The organism is Actinomycetospora termitidis, from assembly GCF_030286555.1.
Taxonomy (GTDB): Bacteria; Actinomycetota; Actinomycetes; order Mycobacteriales; family Pseudonocardiaceae; genus Actinomycetospora; species Actinomycetospora termitidis.
Genome location: NZ_JASVWF010000002.1, coordinates 220356 through 241772, shown reverse-complemented (window position 1 = coordinate 241772; position 21417 = coordinate 220356). Strand labels below are relative to the sequence as shown.

25 protein-coding genes are annotated in these 21417 nt (G+C 72.9%); 14 read left to right on the top strand and 11 right to left on the bottom strand.

The window, feature by feature from the left end:
* Positions 1–9 precede the first annotated feature (9 nt).
* The 4 genes from QRT03_RS09045 to QRT03_RS09030 are packed head-to-tail and all read left to right on the top strand — an operon-like array spanning position 10 to position 4071.
* Positions 10–1167 (top strand): CaiB/BaiF CoA transferase family protein, encoded by a 1158-nt coding sequence (locus QRT03_RS09045; RefSeq protein ID WP_286052343.1) that lies wholly within the window; start codon positions 10–12, stop codon positions 1165–1167.
* The gene (locus QRT03_RS09040) at positions 1164–2282 is read left to right on the top strand and encodes an acyl-CoA dehydrogenase family protein (RefSeq protein WP_286052342.1); all 1119 of its coding nucleotides are present in this window, start codon (positions 1164–1166) and stop codon (positions 2280–2282) included. The genes QRT03_RS09045 and QRT03_RS09040 overlap by 4 nt, the downstream gene beginning before the upstream one ends.
* A complete protein-coding gene (locus QRT03_RS09035) occupies positions 2279–3313 on the top strand; it encodes an acyl-CoA dehydrogenase family protein (RefSeq protein WP_286052340.1) in 1035 nt (344 codons plus the stop codon). The genes QRT03_RS09040 and QRT03_RS09035 overlap by 4 nt, the downstream gene beginning before the upstream one ends.
* Complete coding sequence (locus tag QRT03_RS09030; RefSeq protein ID WP_286052337.1) at positions 3310–4071, top strand: enoyl-CoA hydratase/isomerase family protein; 762 nt, start codon at positions 3310–3312, stop codon at positions 4069–4071. The genes QRT03_RS09035 and QRT03_RS09030 overlap by 4 nt, the downstream gene beginning before the upstream one ends.
* A gap of 152 nt (positions 4072–4223) precedes the next feature.
* On the opposite strand, the gene QRT03_RS09025 is transcribed toward QRT03_RS09030, so the two are convergent.
* Positions 4224–4820, bottom strand: coding sequence for a TetR/AcrR family transcriptional regulator (locus tag QRT03_RS09025; protein ID WP_286052336.1), 597 nt, complete (start codon positions 4818–4820; stop codon positions 4224–4226).
* 87 nt (positions 4821–4907) lie between these two features.
* Between QRT03_RS09025 and QRT03_RS09020 the strand changes: the two genes are divergently transcribed.
* The gene (locus QRT03_RS09020; RefSeq protein ID WP_286052335.1) at positions 4908–5642 is read left to right on the top strand and encodes an SDR family NAD(P)-dependent oxidoreductase; all 735 of its coding nucleotides are present in this window, start codon (positions 4908–4910) and stop codon (positions 5640–5642) included.
* Between the two features lie 12 nt (positions 5643–5654).
* Here QRT03_RS09020 and QRT03_RS09015 read toward each other — a convergent pair whose 3' ends face one another.
* Positions 5655–7058 (bottom strand): hypothetical protein, encoded by a 1404-nt coding sequence (locus QRT03_RS09015; protein ID WP_286052334.1) that lies wholly within the window; start codon positions 7056–7058, stop codon positions 5655–5657.
* Positions 7059–7239: 181 nt separating this feature from the next.
* Between QRT03_RS09015 and QRT03_RS09010 the strand changes: the two genes are divergently transcribed.
* Entirely contained in the window at positions 7240–7839 is a 600-nt protein-coding gene (locus tag QRT03_RS09010; protein ID WP_286052333.1) for a dihydrofolate reductase family protein, read from the top strand.
* A gap of 53 nt (positions 7840–7892) precedes the next feature.
* Here QRT03_RS09010 and QRT03_RS09005 read toward each other — a convergent pair whose 3' ends face one another.
* Positions 7893–8198, bottom strand: coding sequence for a DUF6247 family protein (locus tag QRT03_RS09005; RefSeq protein ID WP_286052332.1), 306 nt, complete (start codon positions 8196–8198; stop codon positions 7893–7895).
* Positions 8199–8295: 97 nt separating this feature from the next.
* Positions 8296–9435, bottom strand: a complete 1140-nt coding sequence (locus tag QRT03_RS09000) for a HoxN/HupN/NixA family nickel/cobalt transporter (protein ID WP_286052330.1) — start codon at positions 9433–9435, stop codon at positions 8296–8298.
* A 244-nt stretch (positions 9436–9679) separates the two neighbouring features.
* Between QRT03_RS09000 and QRT03_RS08995 the strand changes: the two genes are divergently transcribed.
* Genes QRT03_RS08995 through QRT03_RS08960 form a run of 8 tightly spaced genes read left to right on the top strand, consistent with a single transcriptional unit; the run spans position 9680 to position 16549 of the window.
* A complete protein-coding gene (locus QRT03_RS08995) occupies positions 9680–11215 on the top strand; it encodes an amidase (RefSeq protein WP_286052329.1) in 1536 nt (511 codons plus the stop codon).
* Positions 11216–11260: 45 nt separating this feature from the next.
* Positions 11261–11941: a nitrile hydratase subunit beta gene (gene nthB / locus QRT03_RS08990; RefSeq protein WP_286052328.1), complete on the top strand. Its 681-nt coding sequence runs from the start codon at positions 11261–11263 to the stop codon at positions 11939–11941.
* A 35-nt stretch (positions 11942–11976) separates the two neighbouring features.
* Entirely contained in the window at positions 11977–12609 is a 633-nt protein-coding gene (gene nthA / locus QRT03_RS08985; RefSeq protein ID WP_286052327.1) for a nitrile hydratase subunit alpha, read from the top strand.
* A gap of 2 nt (positions 12610–12611) precedes the next feature.
* Positions 12612–13043 carry a nitrile hydratase accessory protein gene (locus QRT03_RS08980; protein WP_286052326.1) on the top strand — a complete coding sequence of 144 codons (432 nt, stop codon included), beginning with the start codon at positions 12612–12614 and terminating at the stop codon, positions 13041–13043.
* On the top strand, positions 13040–13279 hold the full coding sequence (locus tag QRT03_RS08975) for a hypothetical protein (RefSeq protein WP_286052325.1): 240 nt from the start codon (positions 13040–13042) through the stop codon (positions 13277–13279). Before QRT03_RS08980 ends, QRT03_RS08975 begins: the two co-directional genes overlap by 4 nt.
* Complete coding sequence (locus tag QRT03_RS08970) at positions 13276–14694, top strand: amidase (protein ID WP_286052323.1); 1419 nt, start codon at positions 13276–13278, stop codon at positions 14692–14694. The genes QRT03_RS08975 and QRT03_RS08970 overlap by 4 nt, the downstream gene beginning before the upstream one ends.
* 48 nt (positions 14695–14742) lie before the next feature.
* The gene (locus QRT03_RS08965; protein WP_286052322.1) at positions 14743–15096 is read left to right on the top strand and encodes an ArsR/SmtB family transcription factor; all 354 of its coding nucleotides are present in this window, start codon (positions 14743–14745) and stop codon (positions 15094–15096) included.
* A 19-nt stretch (positions 15097–15115) separates the two neighbouring features.
* Complete coding sequence (locus tag QRT03_RS08960) at positions 15116–16549, top strand: ABC transporter substrate-binding protein (RefSeq protein WP_286052321.1); 1434 nt, start codon at positions 15116–15118, stop codon at positions 16547–16549.
* Positions 16550–16605: 56 nt separating this feature from the next.
* Here QRT03_RS08960 and QRT03_RS08955 read toward each other — a convergent pair whose 3' ends face one another.
* The 7 genes from QRT03_RS08955 to QRT03_RS08925 are packed head-to-tail and all read right to left on the bottom strand — an operon-like array spanning position 16606 to position 21371.
* Positions 16606–17376: an SDR family NAD(P)-dependent oxidoreductase gene (locus QRT03_RS08955; RefSeq protein ID WP_286052320.1), complete on the bottom strand. Its 771-nt coding sequence runs from the start codon at positions 17374–17376 to the stop codon at positions 16606–16608.
* Positions 17373–18851, bottom strand: a complete 1479-nt coding sequence (locus QRT03_RS08950) for a class I adenylate-forming enzyme family protein (protein ID WP_286052319.1) — start codon at positions 18849–18851, stop codon at positions 17373–17375. The genes QRT03_RS08955 and QRT03_RS08950 overlap by 4 nt, the downstream gene beginning before the upstream one ends.
* A complete protein-coding gene (locus QRT03_RS08945) occupies positions 18848–19174 on the bottom strand; it encodes an EthD family reductase (RefSeq protein ID WP_286052318.1) in 327 nt (108 codons plus the stop codon). The genes QRT03_RS08950 and QRT03_RS08945 overlap by 4 nt, the downstream gene beginning before the upstream one ends.
* Positions 19175–19200: 26 nt before the next feature.
* Positions 19201–19608, bottom strand: coding sequence for a hypothetical protein (locus QRT03_RS08940; RefSeq protein WP_286052317.1), 408 nt, complete (start codon positions 19606–19608; stop codon positions 19201–19203).
* A gap of 53 nt (positions 19609–19661) precedes the next feature.
* Entirely contained in the window at positions 19662–20354 is a 693-nt protein-coding gene (locus tag QRT03_RS08935; RefSeq protein ID WP_286052316.1) for a nitroreductase family protein, read from the bottom strand.
* On the bottom strand, positions 20354–20716 hold the full coding sequence (locus QRT03_RS08930) for a nuclear transport factor 2 family protein (RefSeq protein WP_286052315.1): 363 nt from the start codon (positions 20714–20716) through the stop codon (positions 20354–20356). Before QRT03_RS08930 ends, QRT03_RS08935 begins: the two co-directional genes overlap by 1 nt.
* A 19-nt stretch (positions 20717–20735) precedes the next feature.
* On the bottom strand, positions 20736–21371 hold the full coding sequence (locus QRT03_RS08925; RefSeq protein WP_286052314.1) for a TetR/AcrR family transcriptional regulator: 636 nt from the start codon (positions 21369–21371) through the stop codon (positions 20736–20738).
* Positions 21372–21417: the final 46 nt, after the last annotated feature.

Sequence of the window (21417 nt, the reverse complement as noted above, 5' to 3'; positions counted from 1 at the left end):
CCACACTCCATGACCACTCTCCCCGCACCGGGGCCGCTCGACGGCATCCGGGTCCTGGACCTGAGCCGGGTCGTGATGGGCCCACTCGCCACTCAGATCCTCGCGGACCAGGGCGCCGACGTGATCCTCGTCGAGGCCGACGGCGGCGACACGAACCGAGTGATGGGCCCGGGCCCCCACTCGGAGTTCTCCGGGATCTCGCTGAACCTGCTGCGCAACAAACGGTCCCTGGACGTCGATCTGAAGTCGCACGAGGGCCACGCGGCGGTCAGAGCTCTGATCGAGACCTGCGACGTCGTGGTGGCGACCATGCGCCCGCAGGTCCTCGTCCGGCTCGGCTTGGACTACCCGTCGGTACGGGCGATCAGGCCGGACGTCGTGTACTGCCAGGCGCAGGGGTTCCCGCTGGAGAGCGACCGGGCCGGGGAACCCGCCTACGACGACATCATCCAGGCGGCCACCGGTGTGTCCGACCTCCTCGAACGGGTCACCGGCACTCCTGGCCTCATGCCGACGATCTTCGCCGACAAGGTCTGCGGCCTGGTGATGGCGCAGGCGGTCACCGCGGCCCTGCTGCACCGCGAGCGGACCGGCGCCGGCCAGCACGTCGAGGTCCCCATGGTGCAGGCGATGACCGCATTCATGCTGGCCGAGCACGGCAGCGGTGCCATCGCGGAGCCACCCGTACGCGAAGCCGGCTACCCGCGCATCCTCACGCCCGAGCGGCGCCCGCACCGCACCCTCGACGGCCTCGTCCACATGCTGCCCTACCGCCCCGAGCACTACTCGCGGCTCTTCGCCACCGCAGGGGTGGCCGACGCCGGGTCCGATCCCCGCTATGTCGACCTCCGGGCCACGATCGCCAACGCGGACTCGCTGTACCGCGACGTCCGGGCCGTGTGCGCGACCCGCACCACGCAGGAATGGCTGGACTTCTGCCGGGAGGCAGGGATTCCGGCCACCCGGGTCACGACCCTGCAGGAGATGGTCGACGAGCTCCCGATCGCCGAGCACCCCGTCACCGGCTGGTACCGGGTGCTCCCCCAGATGGCGAACTTCGAAGCCACCCCCGGCGGCGTCCGGCGAGCCGCGCCGCTGATCGGCGAGCACACCCACGAGCTGCTGCGCGAGGTCGCACCCGCCCTGCACCAGGAGGAGTCCGCATGAGGCTCGCGCCCACGACGCTGACCGATGCCGAGCTCGAACTGCAGGCCGAGGTCCGCCACTACCTCGACGAGCGTCTCCCGCCCGGCCACTATCCCCTTGGGCTGGGCATGAACGGCGCCCGGGACCCGGAGTTCTCTCGTGACCTCGGCGCTCGCGGCTGGCTCGGCATGTCCCTGCCACCGGAGTACGACGGCGGCGGACGCACCGCGGTCGAGCGGCTGATCGTCGTCGAGGAGCTCCTGGCCCGGGGCGCACCGATCGGTCACCACTGGGTGGCTGACCGACAGTCCGGCCCGAACATCGCCGCGAACGGCAGCGAGTTGCTGAAGAAGGAGCTCCTGCCGGGCATCGTCCGAGGCGAGCTGTCCTTCGCCATCGGCATGAGCGAACCCGAGGCGGGCTCCGACCTGGCCGCCGTGCGGACCCGCGCCGTCCGCGACGGCGACACCTGGCGGATCTCCGGCCGCAAGATCTGGACAACCGGCGGCGCGGACGCCACCCACATCCTCACCTTGGTCCGAACCTCCGACGACCGGCACGGCGGGCTCACCCAGTTCGTCGTCGACCGGCACTCCCCCGGGCTCACCGTCACTCCGATCCCGTTCATCGACGGGACCCGGGACTTCTGCGAGCTGCAGTTCGACGACGTCGTCCTGGGCGACGACCGACGACTCGGCGAGGTCGGCGCGGGCTGGTCGCAGAACACCGGCGAGCTCGCCCTCGAGCGGGGCGGCGTGGACCGGTGGATGTCGCTGATGCCGATCCTCGTCACATGGGCCCGCACCGCGGGCCCGGACTGCGCCACGGACCTCGGCGGGATCACGGCCCGACTCTGGGCCTTCCGCGGGCTGTCACTGTCCATCGCCCGGATGGTTGACGAGGGCGCCTCCCCGTCGACCGAGGCCGCGTTGGTCAAGGAGATGGCGACCCGCTTCGAGCAGGACTGCCTGGCCGTCGTCCTCCGGCACCTGGGGCGGACTCCGCGGCTCGACGCCGACGACCCGTACGAGGCGTTGCTCGCCCGGGCCGTCCTCACCGCGCCTTCCTGGACCATCCGGGGCGGCACGAACGAGATCCTCCGCACCGTGATCATGAAGGGGCTGAACGGCCGATGAGCGACACAGCCCCGGATCCGGACCTCCTCGCCCTCGTCGAAGACTTCTTCGGCACCGAGTCCGGTACTGCGACGATCGCCGCCGCCGAGACCGGCGAGTTCCCGACCGCGCTCTGGCGCGCAGCCGACGGCATCGGGCTGTCCCGCATCGGGTTGCCCGAGGAGCGGGGCGGCGCTGGCGGCGGCATCGGGGACGCCGTCGCCGTGCTCATCGGGTCCGGGCGCCACGCCGTGCCTCTCCCACTGCTGGAGACCTGGACGGCCGGCTGGGCTCTGACGTCCGCCGGCCGGCCCGTCGACGGAGAGCCGACCGGGTTCGCCGCCACGGCCGCTCTCCGGATCGACGACGGGCGCGCGAGCGGTGACCTGCACGCGGTTCCGTGGGGCCGCAACGTCTCCCGGCTCGTAGCACTGCACCAGGACCGTGTTCTGCTGCTGGACGTCCGCGGCGCCACGGTCCGGGAGCGGACCGACCTCGCCGGCATGCCGGCGGACGACCTCACGGTTGACGGGACCCCCGCCGAGACCCTCGAGATCGCCCGCGAGGACCTGCTGTCGCGGGCGATGCTCGGCAGGGCCGCGCAGCTCGCCGGCGCCATCGACGCCGCGGCCGCCCTGACCCGGGAGTACACACAGCAGCGCGAGCAGTTCGGCCGGCCGATCGGGCGGTTCCAGGCAGTTGCGGAGCACGTCGTCCTGCTCGCCGAGGCGGCCGCGATGTCGCTCCACGTCGTGGAGCGCGCGGCGATGTCCCTCGCCTTCCGGGAGGCGGCCTTCGAGGCGACCGCCGCCAAGCTCGTCGTCGCCGAACAGGCCGGCATCGCGATCGCCGCGGCCCACCAGGCCCACGGGGCGATGGGGATGACGCGCGAGTACCGCCTCCAGCACCTGACTCGCCGGTTGATGACCTGGCGGGCCGACCTCGGCGACGCCGCGAACCTCGCCACCCGTCTGAGCCACACGGCGGTCGCCGCGAGCTCCCTCGCCCATCTGATCACCGACCCCGAACCACGGCTGGAGCCGGCCCCATGAGCGACATCAGCACCGATCGCGTCGATGACGTCGCCGTCGTCACCCTCCACCGCCCGCCCGCCAACTACTTCGACCGGGCGCTGATCGAGGAGCTGGCTGACGCTTTCGACGCCCTGTCCGCCGGGGAATCCCGCGCCGCCGTACTCGCCTCGGAGGGCAAGCACTTCTGCGCCGGGGCGGACTTCGGAGCCGGCGGCGCCCCCGCCGACCGGGTCGAGAGCTCCCGGCAGCTCTACCGCGCGGCAGTTCGACTGTTCGAGGTGCCGATCCCGGTCGTCGCCGCGGTGCAGGGCGCAGCGGTCGGCGGCGGCCTCGGCCTGGCCTGCTCGGCAGATTTCCGCGTCACCGTCCCGACCGCTCGATTCCACGCGAACTTCGCGGCCTTGGGCTTCCACCAGGGCTTCGGCCTGAGCGTCACACTCCCTCGCCTCGTCGGGCAGCAGCGAGCCGCGGAACTCCTCTACACCGCGGAGAAGGTGGACGGCACCGAGGCGGTCCGGCTCGGCCTGGCCGACCAGCTCGCCGAAGACTCCGATCCGCTCCCGGCCGCGCTGCAGCTCGCCCGATCGATCGCCCGCTCCGCACCGCTGGCCGTCCGGTCGATGAAGCAGACACTCCGCGCTGGCCTCGCCGACGAGGTGGCCCGGGCGACGGAGCGGGAGTTGAACGAGCAGGCCAAGCTGTGGACGACCGAGGACTGCTCGATCGGCGTCGCCGCGAACCTGGCCCGGAAGGAACCGAGGTTCCTCGGACGCTGAGCCGCGACCCGCAGCATCGGAGTGGCGATGCTCCACCGTCACGGATCGGGGCAGAGTCAGGTCGGCCGAGCAGGACGGTGATCGACGCCAGTAAGCGGCCATATCGCAGGCCGGTCTCCCCGGAAGTGAGGGCGGCGATCAACGCCCCACTCCTACAGCGTCGGGACGGGCAGCAGCCGTGCCAGTGCGGACCGGGCCACGGTGGCTAGGTCGTCGCGGTCCATCCCGGTGCGTCCGAGCGCGACGATGCCGAGCTGGGCGGCGAGCATGGCGCGGGCGGTCTCGCCGGCGTCGACGGCAGGATCGAGGTCGCCCTCGCGCTGGGCCCGCTCGAGCGCCTCGGCGAGGATCGCAGTGATCGCCGCGTAGGTGCGGCGGGCCTCGGCGGCGACGTCGGGGGTGCTGACGGCGAGCTCGGCGTTGCTGTTGGCGAGCAGGCAGCCACGGCGCGCGGCAGCACCCGTCGGGTCGTCGGTCGGCCCGAGGAGGAACTCGCGGACCAGGACGATTCCCCGCTCGGCGTCGTCGAGACGCTGCCGGAGCGCCTGCAGGTTGGCGTCGTCGTACTCACGCAGGACCCGCAGGAACACGCTGCGCTTGTCGCCGAACGCGCCGTACAGGCTGCCCTTGCCCAGCCCGCTCACCCGCAGCAGGTCGTCGGTCGACGTGGCCGCGTAGCCCTTGTCCCAGAACTCGTCCCGGATCGCCAGGACCACGCGGCCCTCGTCGAACTCCCGGGGTCGAGGCACACCCCGGACGGTATCCGTTCTTGACCGTTCGGTCCATATGCGGCACGTTGTGGACCGTACGGTCAAAAACGATGGACGGAGGAGCTCATGGCCACGCTCGACGGCAAGGTCGCGGTGATCACGGGAGGGAACTCGGGGATCGGGCTGGCGATCGCACGTGCCTACCGCGCCGAGGGCGCGCGGGTGTTCGTCACCGGCCGCCGTCAGGAACAGCTCGACGCCGTCGAGGCCGAGCTCGGCCCCGAGGTGACCGGGATCCGGACCGATGTGGGCCGACTCGACGACCTCGACGCGCTCTTCGCGACAGTCGCCGAGCAGGCGGGACGGATCGACGTGCTGGTCGCCAACGCCGGGATCGGCATCGCGGCCCCGCTCGGCGAGATCACCGAGGAGCAGGTCGACGCCATGTTCGCCACCAACGTCAAAGGCACGGTGTTCGCCGTACAGAAGGCGCTGCCCCTGCTCTCCCCCGGCGCGTCGATCATCCTCACCGGCTCGACGGCCGCCTCACTCCCCCAGCCGGCCCTGCCCGTCTACGGCGCGACCAAGGCCGCGATCCACAACCTCGCTCGCGGCTTCGCCCAGAGCGCCCGTGAACGCAGGTTCCGCATCAACGTGCTCGCACCCGGCGGCACCCGCACCCAGGGCCTGCTCGACCTCGTCCCCGCCGACGACCTCGCCGCCCTGGAGACCATGGTCCCCCTCGGCCGCCTCGCCGAGCCCGACGAGATCGCGACGGCGGCCGTCTTCCTCGCCTCCGACGCCTCCAGCTACGTCAACGGCTCCGCGCTCGCCGTCGACGGCGGTGTCATCGCGGCCTGACGCCGACGACGGTCAGCCCCGGGATCCGACGACCGTGCTCCCTCCGACGACGGGGCGCTCGACCGTGACGAACGCGCCCGGCGCCGGGATTCCGGCCGTCGAGTCGTACTCCCGTGGGGGCCACGCCACGGGCGGCGCCGAGACGGGCACGCCTGTGGCGCCGTCGAGGAACCTCGGCGACAGGCCACCGATACCAACGACGTCGGATCCCGGGACGGCGCCGACGGTGGGCGGCAGGGTGGTCACCGGGACCGGACCGAAGCGCCACCGCTCGTCCCCGGTCCGCCCGTCCAGCCCGACGATCCGTCGCTCGAGACCCCGCGACCCGTCCTCGGGCCGGCAGTCCGACCAGGCGAGGACGGTGGTCGGCAGGCGCAGGTCGAGCGGGCTCTCGCTCGTCGCGCGCATCCCGAGGCAGTCCCCGGGCCGGATGTCCGACTCGTCGGTCGGGGACCAGTCCCACCGGTGGGAGCCGTCGCGCAGGTCGTAGGCCACGAGCGTCTCCTGCGAGAGGTCCGTGCGTGGCTCCCGGACCACCAGCACGTCGTCGGTGACGTCGACGAGGGTGCCCCCGGCCGCGACCTCGGCGCGGACCTCCCCGGTCCGGGCGTCGACGACGGAGAGCAGATCGGGATGGCCCAACGAGCGGGATTTGGTGGGGATGGTCTGGGAGATGACCACGGTGCCGCCGTCGGGCGAGACGTCCTGGACGCTGAACTCCACGCCGGGGTGGATGAAGGTCCAGCGCACGGCCCCGCGGGCTCCGTCGAGCGCGACCGTCTCGTCGCCGTCCTCGGTGTCGCGGTCCAGCACCACACCCCCGGCGATCGGGGCGACCTGCCCCACGCGGGCGTTCGCCTGCCACCGCCACCCGACGATCCCCGGGGCGGCCACGACCGGCAGGTCGGAGACGGGCACGTCCGACACGCTCGTCCGTGGGGACCGGGCCCACGCCGTGGCGGTCACCACCAGGGCGACCACCCCGACGACGGCTGCTCCGAGGACGACCCGATCCCGAACCCGGCCGAGCCGGACCCGCGGGAGCACGGGCTCGACGGCGAGCAGCACGGTGCCGGCGACCGCGAGCAGGGCGCCGACCACCGCCGTCGTCATCGCCGGCGCCAGGAGGCCGTCCTCCACGGCCGGGACCACGAAGAGCAGGCCCAGGCCGCAGCCGGCGACACTCATGACGACGGTGCTGATCCGGAACGGGACGTTCCGGTACCCGTGGGCCGAGGCCACCACTGCGCCGACGACGGCGAGGAGCACCAGCGCGCCGGGGCGCGCCAGCGACAACGTCTGGTAGGGCCAGAGCAGGAGCCCCGTCGGGCCCAGCACGATGCCGACGACCATGACGAGGCACCCCAGCACGGCCGGGACGTACCGCAGCCGGATCGCAGCCAGGCGCCGGAGCACGCCTGGGATGCGCCGCCACCGAGGAGCGTCCCGGGCCGACGTCGGACTCACCCTCGGAGTGTCCCTGCCCCACCCGGCCTCCACCTAGAAGACCCACTGGGAACAACGGATAGTCCTATTGCAGGACTATATAGTAGCGTCGCGCATCCGAGCAGGTCGACCTGACTGAAGGAGCACCACCATGGCCCGTGTCGTCATGCAGGGCGTCGTGTCCGTCGACGGCTTCGTCGCCGATCCCGACGACGAGGTCGGCCCCCTGTTCGACTGGTACTTCAACGGCGAGGACGAGCTCCTCGCCCGCCCGAGCGGCTGGCGGTTCACCGTCTCCCCCGCGTCGGCGACCTACGCCCAGCCGTTCTGGGACGCCATCGACGTCACCGTCATCGGCCGGCACCTGTTCGACCTCACGAACGGCTGGGACGGGAAGGCGGCGGCGGGCGAGCACCTCGTCGTCGTCACCCACCGGCCCCTGCCCGACGAGTGGCTCGCCGCCCACCCGGACGCGTCCACCCACCCCGCGGACTCCGTCGAGGCCGGGATCGCCCGGGCGCGGGAACTGGCGGGCGACGACGGCCTGATCTGCGTGTCGGCGGGCGAGGTGGGCGGGCAGGCGTTCGCGGCCGGCCTCGTTGACGAGGTCGCGATGGACATGGCGCCGGTGGTCCTGGGCCACGGGAAGCGGTTCTTCGGCGACCACACCGGCGCAGTCCTGCTCGACGACCCCGATCAGGTCGTACAGGGTGACCGGGTCCTGCACCTGCACTGGACCGTGCGCCGCTGACCTCGTCCGGGCGCCAGGTCTTCGACGAGGTCGGTGATGACCTCGTACACCGGCTACAGGCCGGCGACGCGTCGAGTCACCGACAACGGCTCGTCCGGCGGAACCGGCCGCCCGGTCTTGCGCTCGGCGAGGCGGCGCACCGTGGCGGCGTAGCGCTCGGGGTCGGCCTGCAGCAGCGCGATCCCCCGCCAGCGCTCCAGGGCGACCTGCTCGGCCTCGGGATCTCCGGCGCGGCGCGCCGCGGCGAGCGCCTCGTGGAAGCGCGCCTGGTCCTCGGGCAGCAGCGAGACGCTGATCGCGCCGACCGACGCTCCGCGCCCGAGGTACGGGAGCGGACTCGACGACGGATCGGCTGCCACACCCGGAGAGTACCGTCGCTGCCCGCGCGGTGGACGCCGCGCGGCGCCGGTCCTGGCGCAGACCCCGAAGCAGGTCACCCCCGAGAGCGAACGCCCCTCACGAGGCGGTGACGTCCGGCTCCCTCGCGACGTCGGCCTCGTCGTGCACCGCGTCGTCGGTCCGGTTCGGGTGCCGACGCTCGAACCCTCCCAGGCGCCACAGCAGGGCGGCGCCGCCCCACACCAGCACGAAGAAGCCGACGATGACGTAGCCGAGGACCTCGAAGTCGTCAGCGAGTCCGGCGTAGCCCTCGAGCGCGACCATGCCGAGCTCGTCGACCAGCACGCCGGCGAGGTAGACGGTGGCGATGAAGCCCGCGACCGCGACGGTCGCCGTCGTGGTGGCGATGTTGTAGAAGAGCCGCCGCGCGGGGTTGCGGTTCGACCACGAGTACGCCACTGACATCAGCACGCCGTCGAACGTGTCGAACGCGCTCATGCCGGCCGCGAACAGCAGCGGCAGCGTGAGCGCGGCCAGCAGCGGCGCCCCGCCCGCGACGCCGCCCGCGGTCGACGCGGTCGTGGCCGAGAGCGTCAACAGCGTGACCTCGGAGGCGGTCTCCAGGCCCAGCCCGAAGAGGATCCCGAGCGGGTACATGTGCCACGAGTGCTTGATCAGGGTGCGCGCCCGCCCGCCGAGGATGCGGTTGACCAGCCCCCGGTTGAGTAGCTGACGCTCGAGGTCGGCCTCGTCGAGGCGCCCGCGCCGCAGGTCGGACCACGCCCGGACGATGCCCTTGAGCACCAGGGCGTTCAGCACCGCGACCAGGCCGAGGAAGACCATCGCGACGACGGTGGACACCGTGCCGCCGACGGCGCGCCACTGGTCGATCGTCCCGCTGGCCACCGCGGCCCCGGCGGCGACCGCGACGATCAGCGAGAGCGCGACGACGACCGACGAGTGCCCCATCGCGAAGAAGAAGCCGACGCCGACCGGACGCCGACCCCGCTGCACCATGAGGCGGGTGGTGTCGTCGATGGCGGCGATGTGGTCGGCGTCGAAGGCGTGCCGGATGCCCAGGACATAGGCCAGGACGCCCGCGCCGGCGAAGGCCCCGGCGCCGAGCGGACCCGACGTCAGGGACAGGTACAGCGTCCAGCCGGCGATGTGCAGGACGCCGATGACGGCGACGATGCCCGTCAGCTGCAGGCGTTCGCGCTGCGTCCAGCGGGTCGACCCGGCCACGACCGACGTCACGGGCACGCTCCTCGACTCGGGGACCGCCGAGAGGGCACGGCGGCGGGCAGACGCTAAGCCTCCTCATCGGAACGTGTCGATAGCCGTCGGCAGATACACCGCGCCGCGCGGACGTGACGAAACCCGGCCGCAACGGCGTCATCGGAACGGAACATGTGGATACGTCGGAGTGCATTGACATATTGACGATGTGCTTCCTAGCGTGCGGCCAGTCACACATCCGACCCGACCGCGAGGAGCCCCGATGCCTCTCCCACCGCCCGACCACGACGCCCTCGCCGCCGTCGCCGCCGGATACGGGCTCGGTCTATCCGACGCCGAGGTCGACGAGTACGCGCCGGTCGTGGCCGGGCTGCTGGGCTCCTGGGACGCGGTCGAGGAGCTCTACGCGGCCGAGGCGCCGGTCGTCCCGGACCGGGCCTGGCAGCAGCCCGCGGAGAACCCGTACCACGCCTGGTACGTCACGACCTCGATCGCCGGGGCGCCCGACGGCCCGCTGGCCGGGCGCACCGTCGCGATCAAGGACAACACCGCGGTCGCCGGGGTGCCGATGACGAACGGCTCGGCCACCGTCGAGGGCTACGTCCCGCACACCGACGCCACGATCGTCACGCGCCTGCTCGAGGCCGGCGCGACGATCACCGGCAAGGCGGTCTGCGAGGACCTGTGCTTCTCCGGGGCCGGGATCACCGCCAACACCGGGGACGTCGAGAACCCGTGGGACCCGACCCGGCACGCCGGCGGCTCGTCGGGCGGCAGCGCCGCGCTCGTCGCGGGCGGCGTGGTGGACATGGCCACCGGCGGCGACCAGGGCGGGTCGATCCGCATCCCCGCCTCGGACTGCGGCGTCGTCGGGCACAAGCCCACCTGGGGCCTCGTCCCCTACACCGGCGCCTTCCCGATCGAGTCGACCATCGACCACGTCGGCCCGATCACCCGGACCGTCGCCGACGCCGCCCTGATGCTGTCGGTCATCGCCGGGGCCGACGGCCACGACCCGCGCCAGCCCATTGGCGTCGCCGCCGACGACTACGTCGGCGCGCTCTCGGGCGGCGCGAGCGGGTTGCGCGTCGGCGTGCTGCGGGAGGGCTTCGGCCTCGCCGAGTCCGAACCCGAGGTCGACGCCGCGGTCCGCGAGGCGATCACCGCGCTCGCCGACGCCGGGATGGCCGTCTCCGAGGTGTCCGTGCCCTGGCACCTGCACGGACCGAAGATCTGGGACGTCATCGCGACCGAGGGCGCCGCCTCGCAGATGATCGAGAACTCCGGCTACGGCCTGAACTGGAAGGGCCTGTTCGACCCGGACGTCATGGAGCACTACGGCCGCCGCTGGACCGAGGACGGCAGCCGCTTCCCCACCACGGTCAACCTCGTGCTGCTCGCCGGGAAGTACGGGCTGAACTCCACCCACGGGCGCCACTACGCGATGGCGCAGAACCTCGCGCCGAAGCTCGCGGCCGCCTACGACGCCGCGCTCGCCGACGTCGACGTGCTCGTGCTGCCCACCCTGCCGATGCGCGCCACCGTCCGCCCCGGCCGCGATGCCCGCCCGCCCGAACTGCTCGGCCGCGCGCTGGAGATGCTCGCCAACACTGCGCCGTTCGACGTCACGGGCCACCCCGTGTGCTCCGTGCCCGCTCCGCTCGCCGACGGCCTCCCGGTCGGCATGTCGATCGTCGGGCGCCAGTTCGCGGACGCCACCGTCCTGCGCGCGGCCCACGCCTACGAGCAGGCCGTCGGCGGTTTCCCTGCGCCGGCGGGCGCCGCGGTCCCGGCCTGACCCGTCGTCACGAACCCGTCGTCACGAATCCCGGAGAGAGAAGCCATGGACGGAATCCACGACCTCGGCGGCAAGGCCGGCCACGGCCCCGTCGTCCATCCCGACGACGAGCCCGTGTTCGGCTCGGAGTGGGAGAAGCGCGTCCTCCCGATGTTCCCGGCGATGGCGATCGCCGGCGCCTTCAACCTGGACGGCTTCCGATCCGGCATGGAGCAGATCCCGGCCGCGGAGTACCTGACCTCGCGCTACTACGAGCACTGGATGCACTCCATGGTGCTGCACGGCACCGAGGCGGGGATCTTCGATCCCGAGGAGCTCGAGCGCCGCACGCAGCACTACCTCGAGAACCCCGGCGAGGAGGTGCCGAAGGCGACGAAGCCGGAGCTGGTCGAGGCGCTCAAGCAGCTGATCCCGAACGGCGACGACTACCGCCGCGACGTCGAGGCGGAACCGAAGTTCAGGATCGGCGACACCGTGCGGGTCCGCCCGGAGGCCTCCACCAGCCACACCCGGCGGGCGAGCTACGTGCGCGGGCACGTCGGCGAGATCACCCACCACCACGGCGCCTACGTCTACCCGGACTCCAACGCGTCCGGCCTGGGCGAGGACCCCCACCACCTCTACACCGTGCGGTTCACCGCGCAGGAGCTGTGGGGCGACGAGCCCGGCGCCGTCAACTCCGTCATGCACATCGACCTGTGGGAGCCCTACCTCACGACCCCGTGAGCCCCCGACCGTCACCAGCGAAGGACGAACACGAGATGACGTCGACAGACGACAAGATCCAGCCCGTCGCCGGCCTGTCGAGGCACAGCGACGCCGAGCTGGCCGCCCGCGCCAAGGCCATGGAGTCCATCCTCGTCGAGAAGGGGATCATCGGCTCCGACGCGATCGACTACATGTCCTCGGTCTACGAGAACGAGGTCGGGCCGCAGATCGGCGCGAAGGTCGTCGCGAAGGCCTGGACCGACCCGGAGTTCAAGGCCCGCCTGCTCGCCGACGCCACGAAGGCCTGCGAGGAGCTGGGCTTCGGCGGCATGCAGGGCGAGGAGATGATCGCCCTGGAGGACACCGAGTCGGTGCACCACATGGTGGTGTGCACGCTCTGCTCCTGCTATCCGTGGCCGGTCCTGGGCCTGCCCCCGAACTGGTACAAGTACCCCGCCTACCGCTCGCGCGCGGTGCGCGACCCGCGCGGCGTCATGAAGGAGTTCGGGCTCGACCTGCCCGAGAGCGTCGAGGTCCGGGTGTGGGACTCCAGCGCGGAGCTGCGCTACTTCGTGCTGCCAATGCGCCCGGAGGGCACCGACGGCTGGACCGAGGAGCAGCTCGAGGCACTCGTCACCCGCGACGCGATGATCGGCGTCGGTGGCGTGCAGAGCCCGGGGGCCTGAGCGTGCAGACGATCAACGAGCGGCCGTCCGCCGAGACCAAGCCGCGGGTCGACTCCCTGGTCGACGTGCTCCCGTTCAACGACCGCATCCCCCGCCACGACGGCGAGGTCGCCTTCGACCAGGCGTGGGAGATCCGTGCCTTCGCCATGACGGTGGCCCTGCACGAGAAGCTCGGGTTCCCCTGGGAGGAGTTCCAGTCCGAGCTGATCGCGGCGATCCGCCGGTGGGAGTCCGAGCAGTCGGACCTGGAGCGGTGGAGCTACTACGAGCGGTGGTTGGCCGCGCTGGAGGAGCTCGCGCACGCCAAGGGGTGGGTGAGCGGCGAGGAGCTCGAGACCCGGACGCAGGAGATCCTCGACCAGCCCTCGACGATGGACCACCACCACGCGGTGCGGGACCCCGTGGCCGTGGTCCCGGCGGGCACGGACGCATGACCCGTCCCGACGACGACGGTGCCGGCCCGGTCACGGCCGGCACCGTCGCCGCGGCCGCGACCCTCGCCGGGCTCCCGCTCGACGAGGGCCGCGCGGCTGCGGTCGCCGCCCTGCTCTCCGCCTGGATCCCGGACGCGAACGCCCTGAGCACGCGGATGCAGGCCGAGTCCCTGCGCCCCCTGATGCCCGCCACCGTGTTCGGCCAGCCCCCGGCCGCCGAAGGGAGCGAGACGTGACCGACGACGTCGTCGAGAACACCCTCACCGGGTCCGCCGAGCTGATCGCCTCCGGCGCGCTGTCGCCCGTCGAGCTCATGGACGCGACCCTGCGCCGCATCGAGGCGATCTCCGGGACGCACGCCTTCATCTCCGTGTACGCGGAGCAGGCCCTCGAGGTGGCCCGGGCGAGCGAGACGATGATCGCCGCCGGCCACCGGCTCGGACCGCTGCACGGCGTGCCGATCGCCCTGAAGGACAACATCGACGTCCGCGGTGAGATCACGACGGCGGGGAGCAAGATCCTGGCCGACCACCGTCCGGACGCCGACGCCGCCGTGGTCCGCCGCCTGCGCGGCGCGGGCGCGATCATCGTCGGCAAGACGAACATGCACGAGTTCGCCTGGGGCGGGACCTCCGCCAACCCGCACCACGGCTTCGTGACCAACCCCTGGGACACCTCCCGCATGCCGGGCGGGTCCAGCGGCGGGTCCGGGGTCGCGGTCGCGACGCGGGCCTGCGCGGGCGCCCTCGGCACCGACACGGGCGGCTCGGTGCGGCTCCCGTCCGCGCTCAACGGCGTCACGGGGCTCCGACCGACGATCGGGCGGGTCAGCAACGCCGGGGTGGTCCCGCTGGCGTGGAGCATGGACACCGTCGGGCCGATGGGGCGCACGGCCGCCGACGTCGCGGCGATGTTCACGGTGCTGGCCGGGTTCGATCCCGACGACGCCGGGTCGGTCGAACGCGGCACCGTCGACCACTCCCGCGATCTCGACCGCGGCGTCGCGGGGCTGCGGATCGGCGTGATCGAGGACTACTCGCTGCACCACGTCCAGCCCGCGGTGGAGAAGTCGGTGCGGAGCGCCCTGGACGTCCTCGTCGGGGCCGGGGCGCACACCGTCGACGTCACGATCCCCGACATCGAGGGCAACATCTCCGCCCAGCTGACGATCGAGGCGGCGGAGCCGAGCACGTACCACCAGCGGTGGCTGCGGGAGCGTCCGCAGGACTACGGCGACGACGTCCGGCTGCTGCTCGAGGCCGGCGAACTGCTGCTCGCGACCCAGTACCTCCAGGCCCAGCGCTACCGGGCCCTGCTGCGCGAGCAGGCGATGGCCGCGCTGGCGCACGCCGACGTGCTCGTGTGCCCGACGCTGCCGTTCGCGGCGACGCCGCTCGGCGAGACGAGCGTGGAGATCACGCCGGGTGCCCCCGAGGACATGCTCTCGGCGATCATGCAGTTCACCGGGCTGCCGTCGCTGACCGGTCTGCCGGCGATCAGCGTGCCGTGCGGCTTCGACGCCGAGGGGCTGCCGGTCGGGATGCAGTTGATCGGGCGGCCGTTCAACGAGGCCACCCTGCTCCGGGCCGCCGCTGCACTGCAGGCGCACACCGGGTTCCACCGGGCGGTCCCGCCACTGGTCGCGTCGTGAATCGGCACGATGAGTGCACATCTGTCGACGGGTGGTAACGTCCGCGCCATGGAGGCGAACGAGAACCTCGCGTTCGACGCCCTGTCGGACCGCGTGCGGCGTCGCATCCTCGCCGAGCTCGGCCGCGAGGGCGAGCTCACCGTCACCGAGATCGCGAACCGCATCGACTCCGTCGGTCGGACGACGGTGTCCAGCCACCTGCGCGTGCTGCGGACCTCGGGCGTCGTGATCGAGCGGCGGGACGGGCGCAACCGCTACTACTCCCTGGATCGGGACGGTACCGTTCGCGACGCGTTCGTCTACCTGCAGTCGATCATGGACCGGGCAGTGGACGGGATCGCCGCGCCGGACGTCACGGGGCAGGACGAGCAGGACGACCGACGCGAGCACGAGGCCGGCTGAGGAGAACCGCGAGGCCGCGATGACCAGTACGACCGTCGCGGCGGACCGTGTCGTCGACCTCCCGCGGCACGAGGTGTTCGCCCTCTTCGGCACCACCGGGTCCGCGGGGTGGCTCTTCGGCGCGCGGTGCGACCGGGTGGCCGAGGGCGCGACCGTGAGCATGCGCCTGCCGGTGGGCGACGGGCCGGACGCGGAGAGCCTGGAGCTGCTCGGACGGTTCTCGCGCGTGGTGCCCGGCACGCTCCTCGTCGTCGAGCACACCCAGCCGTGGCAGGGCAGGCTCTGCATCCGCTTCCGCGCCGACGGCGTCGCGCGCACCCGGGTCACGGTCCGCGCGACCATCCCCGACCCCGGCGTGCAGTGGCTGCTGCACCGCGTCGGCATCCCGCTGCCGGACCCGCCCGACGACGGGTCGATCCGCATCGGGGCGATCACGACGATGTCCGGTCCCGGCGCGATCTACTCGGTCTCCGCCCAGGCGATGGCCGAGCTCGCCGTCGACGAGGTGAACAGCGACGGCGGCGTGGCGGGCACCCGGCTGACCCTCCTCACCGCGGACGACGCCACCGACGCGGCCCAGGCGGCGTTCGAGGCCCGGCGGATGGTCGCGCTGGGGTGCCGGGCGGTGTTCGTGAACAGCACCTCGGCGAGCTTCGAGGCGGTGCGGGACGCGGTCGAGTCGTCGGGGGTGCTGCTGGTCCACTCGGTCATCAACGAGGGCGGCGGGGACTCCGCGACCACGCTGCGTCTCGGCGAACGCCCCCGGGCGCAGCTGGAGGCCCTCGTCGGCCCGACGATGCGCGCGAGCGGCGGCGCCCGCCGGTGGTACCTGGTCGGGCAGGACTACGTCTGGTCCCGCGGCGCCCACCGGGACGCCCGTCGGGTGATCGACGCGGCCGGCGGAGACGTCGCCGGCGAACGGCTGACGCCGCTGGGGACGACCGACTTCGGGACGATCATCGAGTCGGTCCAGGCGTCCGGCGCCGATCTCGTGCTGAGCTCGCTGGTGGGGGCCGACGAGGTCGCCTTCGAGCGGGCCGCCGAACGCGCCGGGCTCCGGGACACCACCCGCACGGTGTCGCTGGTCCTCGACGACGCCACGTTCTCCCACATCGGCGGCCGCGCCGCGGAGGGCCTGCGCACCGCGCTCGGCTACTTCCAGGGCGGGCCGGTGGGCGGCAACGCGGAGCTGGTGGCCCGCTACCACGCGGCCCACGGCGCCTGGGCCCCGCCGATCACGGCCCTGTCCGAGACGGTGTACGAGGCGATCCACCAGTACGCCCGGGTGCTGCACCTCGACCCGCACGGCAGCGCGGCGGACCACGTCACGGCCTGGCGGACCCGGCGGGGCGCCGGACGTGGCGACGTCGTCGGGAACCGGGACCTCCTCGCGCCGCCGCTCTACACCGCCGAGGCCACCCGGTCGTCGTTGCTGGTCGACGGCGCATCCTGAGCGCCGGCCGCTGCGGGAGCTCTCAGGCGGCGTCGCTACCGGGTCGGCGGCGATGGTCAGGTCGCGTGGTAGCCGCCGTCGACCGGCACCGTGAGGCCCGTGATCCGGGCCGCGTCGTCGGAGAGCAGGAACGCGATCACGGCGGCGACGTCCTCGGGCGTTCCCATGCCGGGCATCGGGGACTGGGACTCCATCTGCCGCTCCATGGCGTCGGGATCGGGCGCCGCGCGGATGTGGGCCTCCACGAGCGGCGTCCGGACCGCGCTGGGAGCGACCGCGTTGACCCTGATGTTCGCCGCGGCGTACTCCACGGCCGCCGTCCGGGTCAGCCCGACGATTCCGGCCTTGGAGAACCCGTACGGCGCCAGGTGGGGCTTGCCCGACAGGCCCGAGGACGAGGACATATTGACGACGCTGCCGCTCCCGGCAGCGACCATCACCCCGAGCGCGGCCCGCAGCACGTAGAACGCGCCGTCGGCGTTGACCCGCATGACCGATGACCACATCTCGTCGGTCGTCCGGTGGACCGGACGCTGCTCGCCCACCACACCCGCGTTGTTGACGAGGGCGTCGATCCTCCCGTATCGCTCGACGATCGCGTCGAACGTGGCGGCGACCGCACGGGCGTCGCTGACATCCAGTTCGTAGGCGCTGGCCCCGGCCAGCTCAGACGCCGCTTCCTGCACGGAGGCCACGTCGCGGTCCAGCAGGAGGACCTCGGCTCCTTCGTCGACGAGTCGACGAGCCGCGGCCCGACCCAGCCCGGAGCCCGCACCGGTCACGACCGCCACTCGTCCACCGAACCGGCCGCCGGCCGTCTCCGTCACGCCCGCACCGCGCGGAGCCGGTCGGCCAGTTCCGCGGCGTCCGCGCGCGACAGCTTGCCGACCCGGTTCTGCGGGAGGCTCTCCACCCGGAACACGTACTCCGGCCACTTGCCCTTCGTCAGTCCGACGTCGCCGAGGTGGCGCTGCATCTCGGGGAGCTCGAGGTCGTCGCGGGCGGTGACGACCAGGACGGCCACGCGCTCGCCGAGGACGTCGTCGGGTACCGGGACCACGCAGACCTGCTCGACGTGCGGGTGTCTCGCCACCGCGGACTCGACCTCGGTGACGTCGATGTTGCGGCCGCCGCGGATGATGATGTCCTTCTCGCGGCCCCGGATGGACACCGTCCCGTCCGGGGCCACCTCGACCAGGTCGCCGGTCGGCAGGAAACCGTCCGCGCTGAGCGCCGGTGGGACCACCTCACCGTCGCGCGCGTAACCGAGGAAGAGCGACGGACCGCGGACCTCCGCGCGGCCCGGGGTGCCGGCAGGCAACGTCGTCCCGTCCTCGTCGACGGCGCGCAGCTCGGTGCCGGGGAACGGCGTGCCGTCGGTCCCGAGCCGGGTCACCGGATCGTCGTCCGGCCGCGACGTCGTGTGGCCCAGGCACTCCGACATCCCGAAGACCCGCAGGAACCGGGTGCCCAGCCGCTCCTCGGCGCGCCCCAGGGCGCCGGCGTCCATCGGCCCTCCACCGACGGTCATGGCCGTCATCGCGGCGAGCTCGCCGCCGTGACGTGCTGCGGAACCCATCTGCAGGGCCATCGTCGGCACGCACATCGTCCAGCGCGTGTCGTGCGCCGCCATCAGGTCGACCGCGACCGCGGGGTCCCAACGATCGAGCAGCAGCACACGGCCGCCGAGCAGGAGCGGGAGGTAGAGCCCGAAGCACACGGCGGCCGCCGAGGACAACGGCACGAGCGCGGCGACGGTGTCGCCGGGGCGAAGCCCGACGGCGTCGACGGTGGCCTGCCCGGCGTACCGCAGCGCGGCCTCCGACTGGACGACGCCCTTGGCCCGGCCCGTGGAGCCCGAGGTCAGACCGATCACGGCGCCACCCCGCCAGCGCCCCGCAGGCCGGGCCGGACGGGCCGCGAGGCACCAGCCGTCGAGGACCTCCGTGTCCACCGCGCCAGGGGCGACCGTCTCCGTGAGCGCCGGCGAGAGGACGACGGCGTCCGGGTCGACGTCCTCGCGCGCGGCCGCGAACTCGGGGGCGGTGGTGTGCCGACTGAGCAGGGCCAGGGTGCCGTCGAGGCGGCCGACGGCCAGCGCCGCCACGACGGTGCGCCAGGAGTTGTCCGCCTGGACCATCAGCGTGGGCCGCGGACCGGTGCGCGCCTCGACCGCGGCCGCGAGGTCCGCCGCCCGCGCCAGGAGGTCCGCGACCCGGTGCTCTCCGTCGGCGTCGATCGCGACGACGTCGTCGGGCGCGGCGGCGGCCCGGCGCTCCAGGTCGGCGTGGAGCTCCCTCACCGGTCGGCCCCGAGCATCTCGCGCTCGTCGCCGAGCAGCGCGATCCGGCGGCCCTTCATGGATCCGACGTGCTTCACCGCGGCCGCCCACTCCTCGCTGGCGAGGGCCGCGCGGGCGGCGGCCTCGTCGTCGAAGCTGAGCACCGAGACACCGTCCCACCCCTCCGAGCGGGGCTCGAGCGCGCTCGACACCGCGGTGTGGCGCCAGGCCCGCAGGCCGGGCAGCGGATACGTCATCTCCGCGTGCTCGCCGCGCCACCAGGCGATGAACTGCTCGTGGGTCCACTCGGGCGGGCGCGCGGCGAGCAGAACGAGATTGAACACGGGTGCCTCCTTCTCGACGGCGGGTGTCAGCGGGCTTCGACGTCGAGCTCGGGCGAGCGGCCGATCATCAGGTCGGTGACCCGCCCGTCGCCGTCGACCCGGGCCGCGGCGACGAACGTGGACTCGAAGGCGCCGCCACGGCGGGCCTGGCCGAGCACGAGCTCGTCGGACCCGACGGTCGAGGCGCTCAGGACGTGGTGGGTGAGGACGCCCTTCTCGCGCTGGGCGAGGTAGCCCTCCATGGCCGCGCGCCCGCCCGCGAAGTCCTGTGCCGCGCCGCCGCCGGTGCCGAACACGATCGAGAAGCGGAACTCCGGAGCGATCATGCCCAGGATGTCGTCGGGGGACTCCCCGTCGAGGCTGGCGAACCAGCGGCGCAGGAAGGGGGCCTCGGGGGCGACCGGATCGGCGTCGATCACGACTTCTCCTGACATGAGTTCAGTTTAGTAGATTCGAGGCTAAGCATCGCCGAGTACTGCGGCAAGGGTCAGCTCGCGGCGAGGCCGCGGACGTCCGGCACGCCCGGCAGGTCGTCCTGCCAGCCGTCGAGGTGCAGGACGTCGTCCACCGCCGGGCGGCGGGCACGGCCGAAGCGTTCCCCCGTCGTCCAGGCCACCGGCGTCAGGCACACCTGCTGGACCCGGTCGAACGGAATGCCCAGCAGCTCGGCGGCCTCGCGCTCGCGGGCGAGGTGCATCGTCGTCCAGCAGGTGCCGAGGCCCCGGGCCCGGGCGGCGAGCATGAAGCTCCACGTCGCCGGCAGCACCCCGCCCAGCAGCGAGGCGCTCGCCATCGCGGACGCACCGTCGAGGCGGGCGCCCTCCAGACAGGTGATGACGATGGTGTCGACCTCGTGCAGGGCGTTCGCGAGCGCGTCGGCGGATCGCGCCGACCGTTCCTGCGTGCGGGCGGCGCCGGGTTCGTCGGTCTCGACCCGCCCGATGTAGCCCTCCGACGCGCGGTACGTGCCCTCGTAGACGTCCGCGTAGAGGTCAGCGAGCCCGGCCCGGAGCGCAGGGTCCCGGACGACGACGAAGCGGGTGCGGGGCAGGTTCGAGCCGGCCGGGGCCTGGAGCGCCACGTCGATGCACTCGCGGATCACCTCGAGCGGTACCGGGCGGGTGGGATCGAGGCGGCGACGGACCGCCCGGGTGGTGGTGAGGACCTCGTCGGCGTCCATCAGGCGGCACCTGCCGGGAGCGGGAACATGCCGAAGTCGGGACGGAAGAACGCCTGGTAGCGAGTGACGAGACCGTCGGTGACGAGAGCGGTCGCGGTGAACGACCCCGTCCCGCGGCCGTCGGCCTCGGTGACGACGCCGTGCACCATCTCCAGATCGCCGTCGACGGCGCGCCGGTGGACGACGTGCCGTCGACCGACGGCGGGCCGGCCGGCCACGTAGGCCTCCAGGTCGTCCCGACCGAAGCCGCGGACGTCGTGGCCCGGGATCGCGATCAGGAACTCGACGTCGGGCGCGACGAGCTCGAGTCCGCTGAGCGGGTCCGAGCCGTCGAGGCGCCCGTAGTAGTCCTCGATGATCATCTGCCGTCCTCCTCGACGGTCACGGTTCGTCGGCGGCGACCATGCGGGCCGCGCAGCCCTCCATGAAGTGCGCGATGGCGTCCAGGTCGAGGGCGCCGTCGGGGCGGTACCAGCGCCAGACGCCCGTGATCAGGCCCAGGAGACTGCGCGCCATGATCACGGGATCGTGGTCGGGGAACTCCCCGGCCCGGATGCCGCGTTCGAGCAGGTCGACCCAGTTGCGCTCCACCCGGGCGACGAGATCCCGTGAGGCGAGCCGCTCCTTCTCCTCGCGTTCCGAGGCCCGCTCGGTCGCGAGGAGACCGATGTTCGCGACGAGGATCCGGTTCTGCTGGACCTCCTGCGGCGAGAGCGCGTAGGCCGCTCCGACCGCGGCCCGCAGGCCGGCGAGTGCGGTCGGCGCGTCGATGGTCGCGGCCTGGAACGCGGCGTCCGAGTTGCGCAGGCCGAGCCGCATCACCGTGAGCAGGCAGTGCGCCTTGGACTCGAAGTAGTGGTAGAGCGCGGTCTGGCCGATCCCGACGCGGTCGGCCACCGCCGACCACTTCGTCCCCTCGTAGCCCGACTCCCCGAAGCACTCGACGGCAGCGGCGAGGATCGCGGGCCGCTTCGATCGCGGGCCGTCGTCGGCCTCGGTGAGTGCTTCGATGCTCATGGGCAGGCCTTCCGGCAGAGGGGTCGTCCCCACCCTAGTCAGCGCC

Coding starts and splice junctions, on each gene's coding strand:
- QRT03_RS09010 (WP_286052333.1), top strand. CDS start 7,240: ATGGCCCGTGTCGTCATGCAGGGCGTCGTGTCCGTCGACGGCTTCGTC.
- nthA (WP_286052327.1), top strand. CDS start 11,977: ATGACGTCGACAGACGACAAGATCCAGCCCGTCGCCGGCCTGTCGAGG.
- QRT03_RS09030 (WP_286052337.1), top strand. CDS start 3,310: ATGAGCGACATCAGCACCGATCGCGTCGATGACGTCGCCGTCGTCACC.
- QRT03_RS08925 (WP_286052314.1), bottom strand. CDS start 21,371: ATGAGCATCGAAGCACTCACCGAGGCCGACGACGGCCCGCGATCGAAG.
- QRT03_RS08960 (WP_286052321.1), top strand. CDS start 15,116: ATGACCAGTACGACCGTCGCGGCGGACCGTGTCGTCGACCTCCCGCGG.
- nthB (WP_286052328.1), top strand. CDS start 11,261: ATGGACGGAATCCACGACCTCGGCGGCAAGGCCGGCCACGGCCCCGTC.
- QRT03_RS08975 (WP_286052325.1), top strand. CDS start 13,040: ATGACCCGTCCCGACGACGACGGTGCCGGCCCGGTCACGGCCGGCACC.
- QRT03_RS08995 (WP_286052329.1), top strand. CDS start 9,680: ATGCCTCTCCCACCGCCCGACCACGACGCCCTCGCCGCCGTCGCCGCC.
- QRT03_RS08940 (WP_286052317.1), bottom strand. CDS start 19,608: ATGTCAGGAGAAGTCGTGATCGACGCCGATCCGGTCGCCCCCGAGGCC.
- QRT03_RS08930 (WP_286052315.1), bottom strand. CDS start 20,716: ATGATCATCGAGGACTACTACGGGCGCCTCGACGGCTCGGACCCGCTC.
- QRT03_RS09035 (WP_286052340.1), top strand. CDS start 2,279: ATGAGCGACACAGCCCCGGATCCGGACCTCCTCGCCCTCGTCGAAGAC.
- QRT03_RS09040 (WP_286052342.1), top strand. CDS start 1,164: ATGAGGCTCGCGCCCACGACGCTGACCGATGCCGAGCTCGAACTGCAG.
- QRT03_RS08965 (WP_286052322.1), top strand. CDS start 14,743: ATGGAGGCGAACGAGAACCTCGCGTTCGACGCCCTGTCGGACCGCGTG.
- QRT03_RS09045 (WP_286052343.1), top strand. CDS start 10: ATGACCACTCTCCCCGCACCGGGGCCGCTCGACGGCATCCGGGTCCTG.
- QRT03_RS09020 (WP_286052335.1), top strand. CDS start 4,908: ATGGCCACGCTCGACGGCAAGGTCGCGGTGATCACGGGAGGGAACTCG.
- QRT03_RS08935 (WP_286052316.1), bottom strand. CDS start 20,354: ATGGACGCCGACGAGGTCCTCACCACCACCCGGGCGGTCCGTCGCCGC.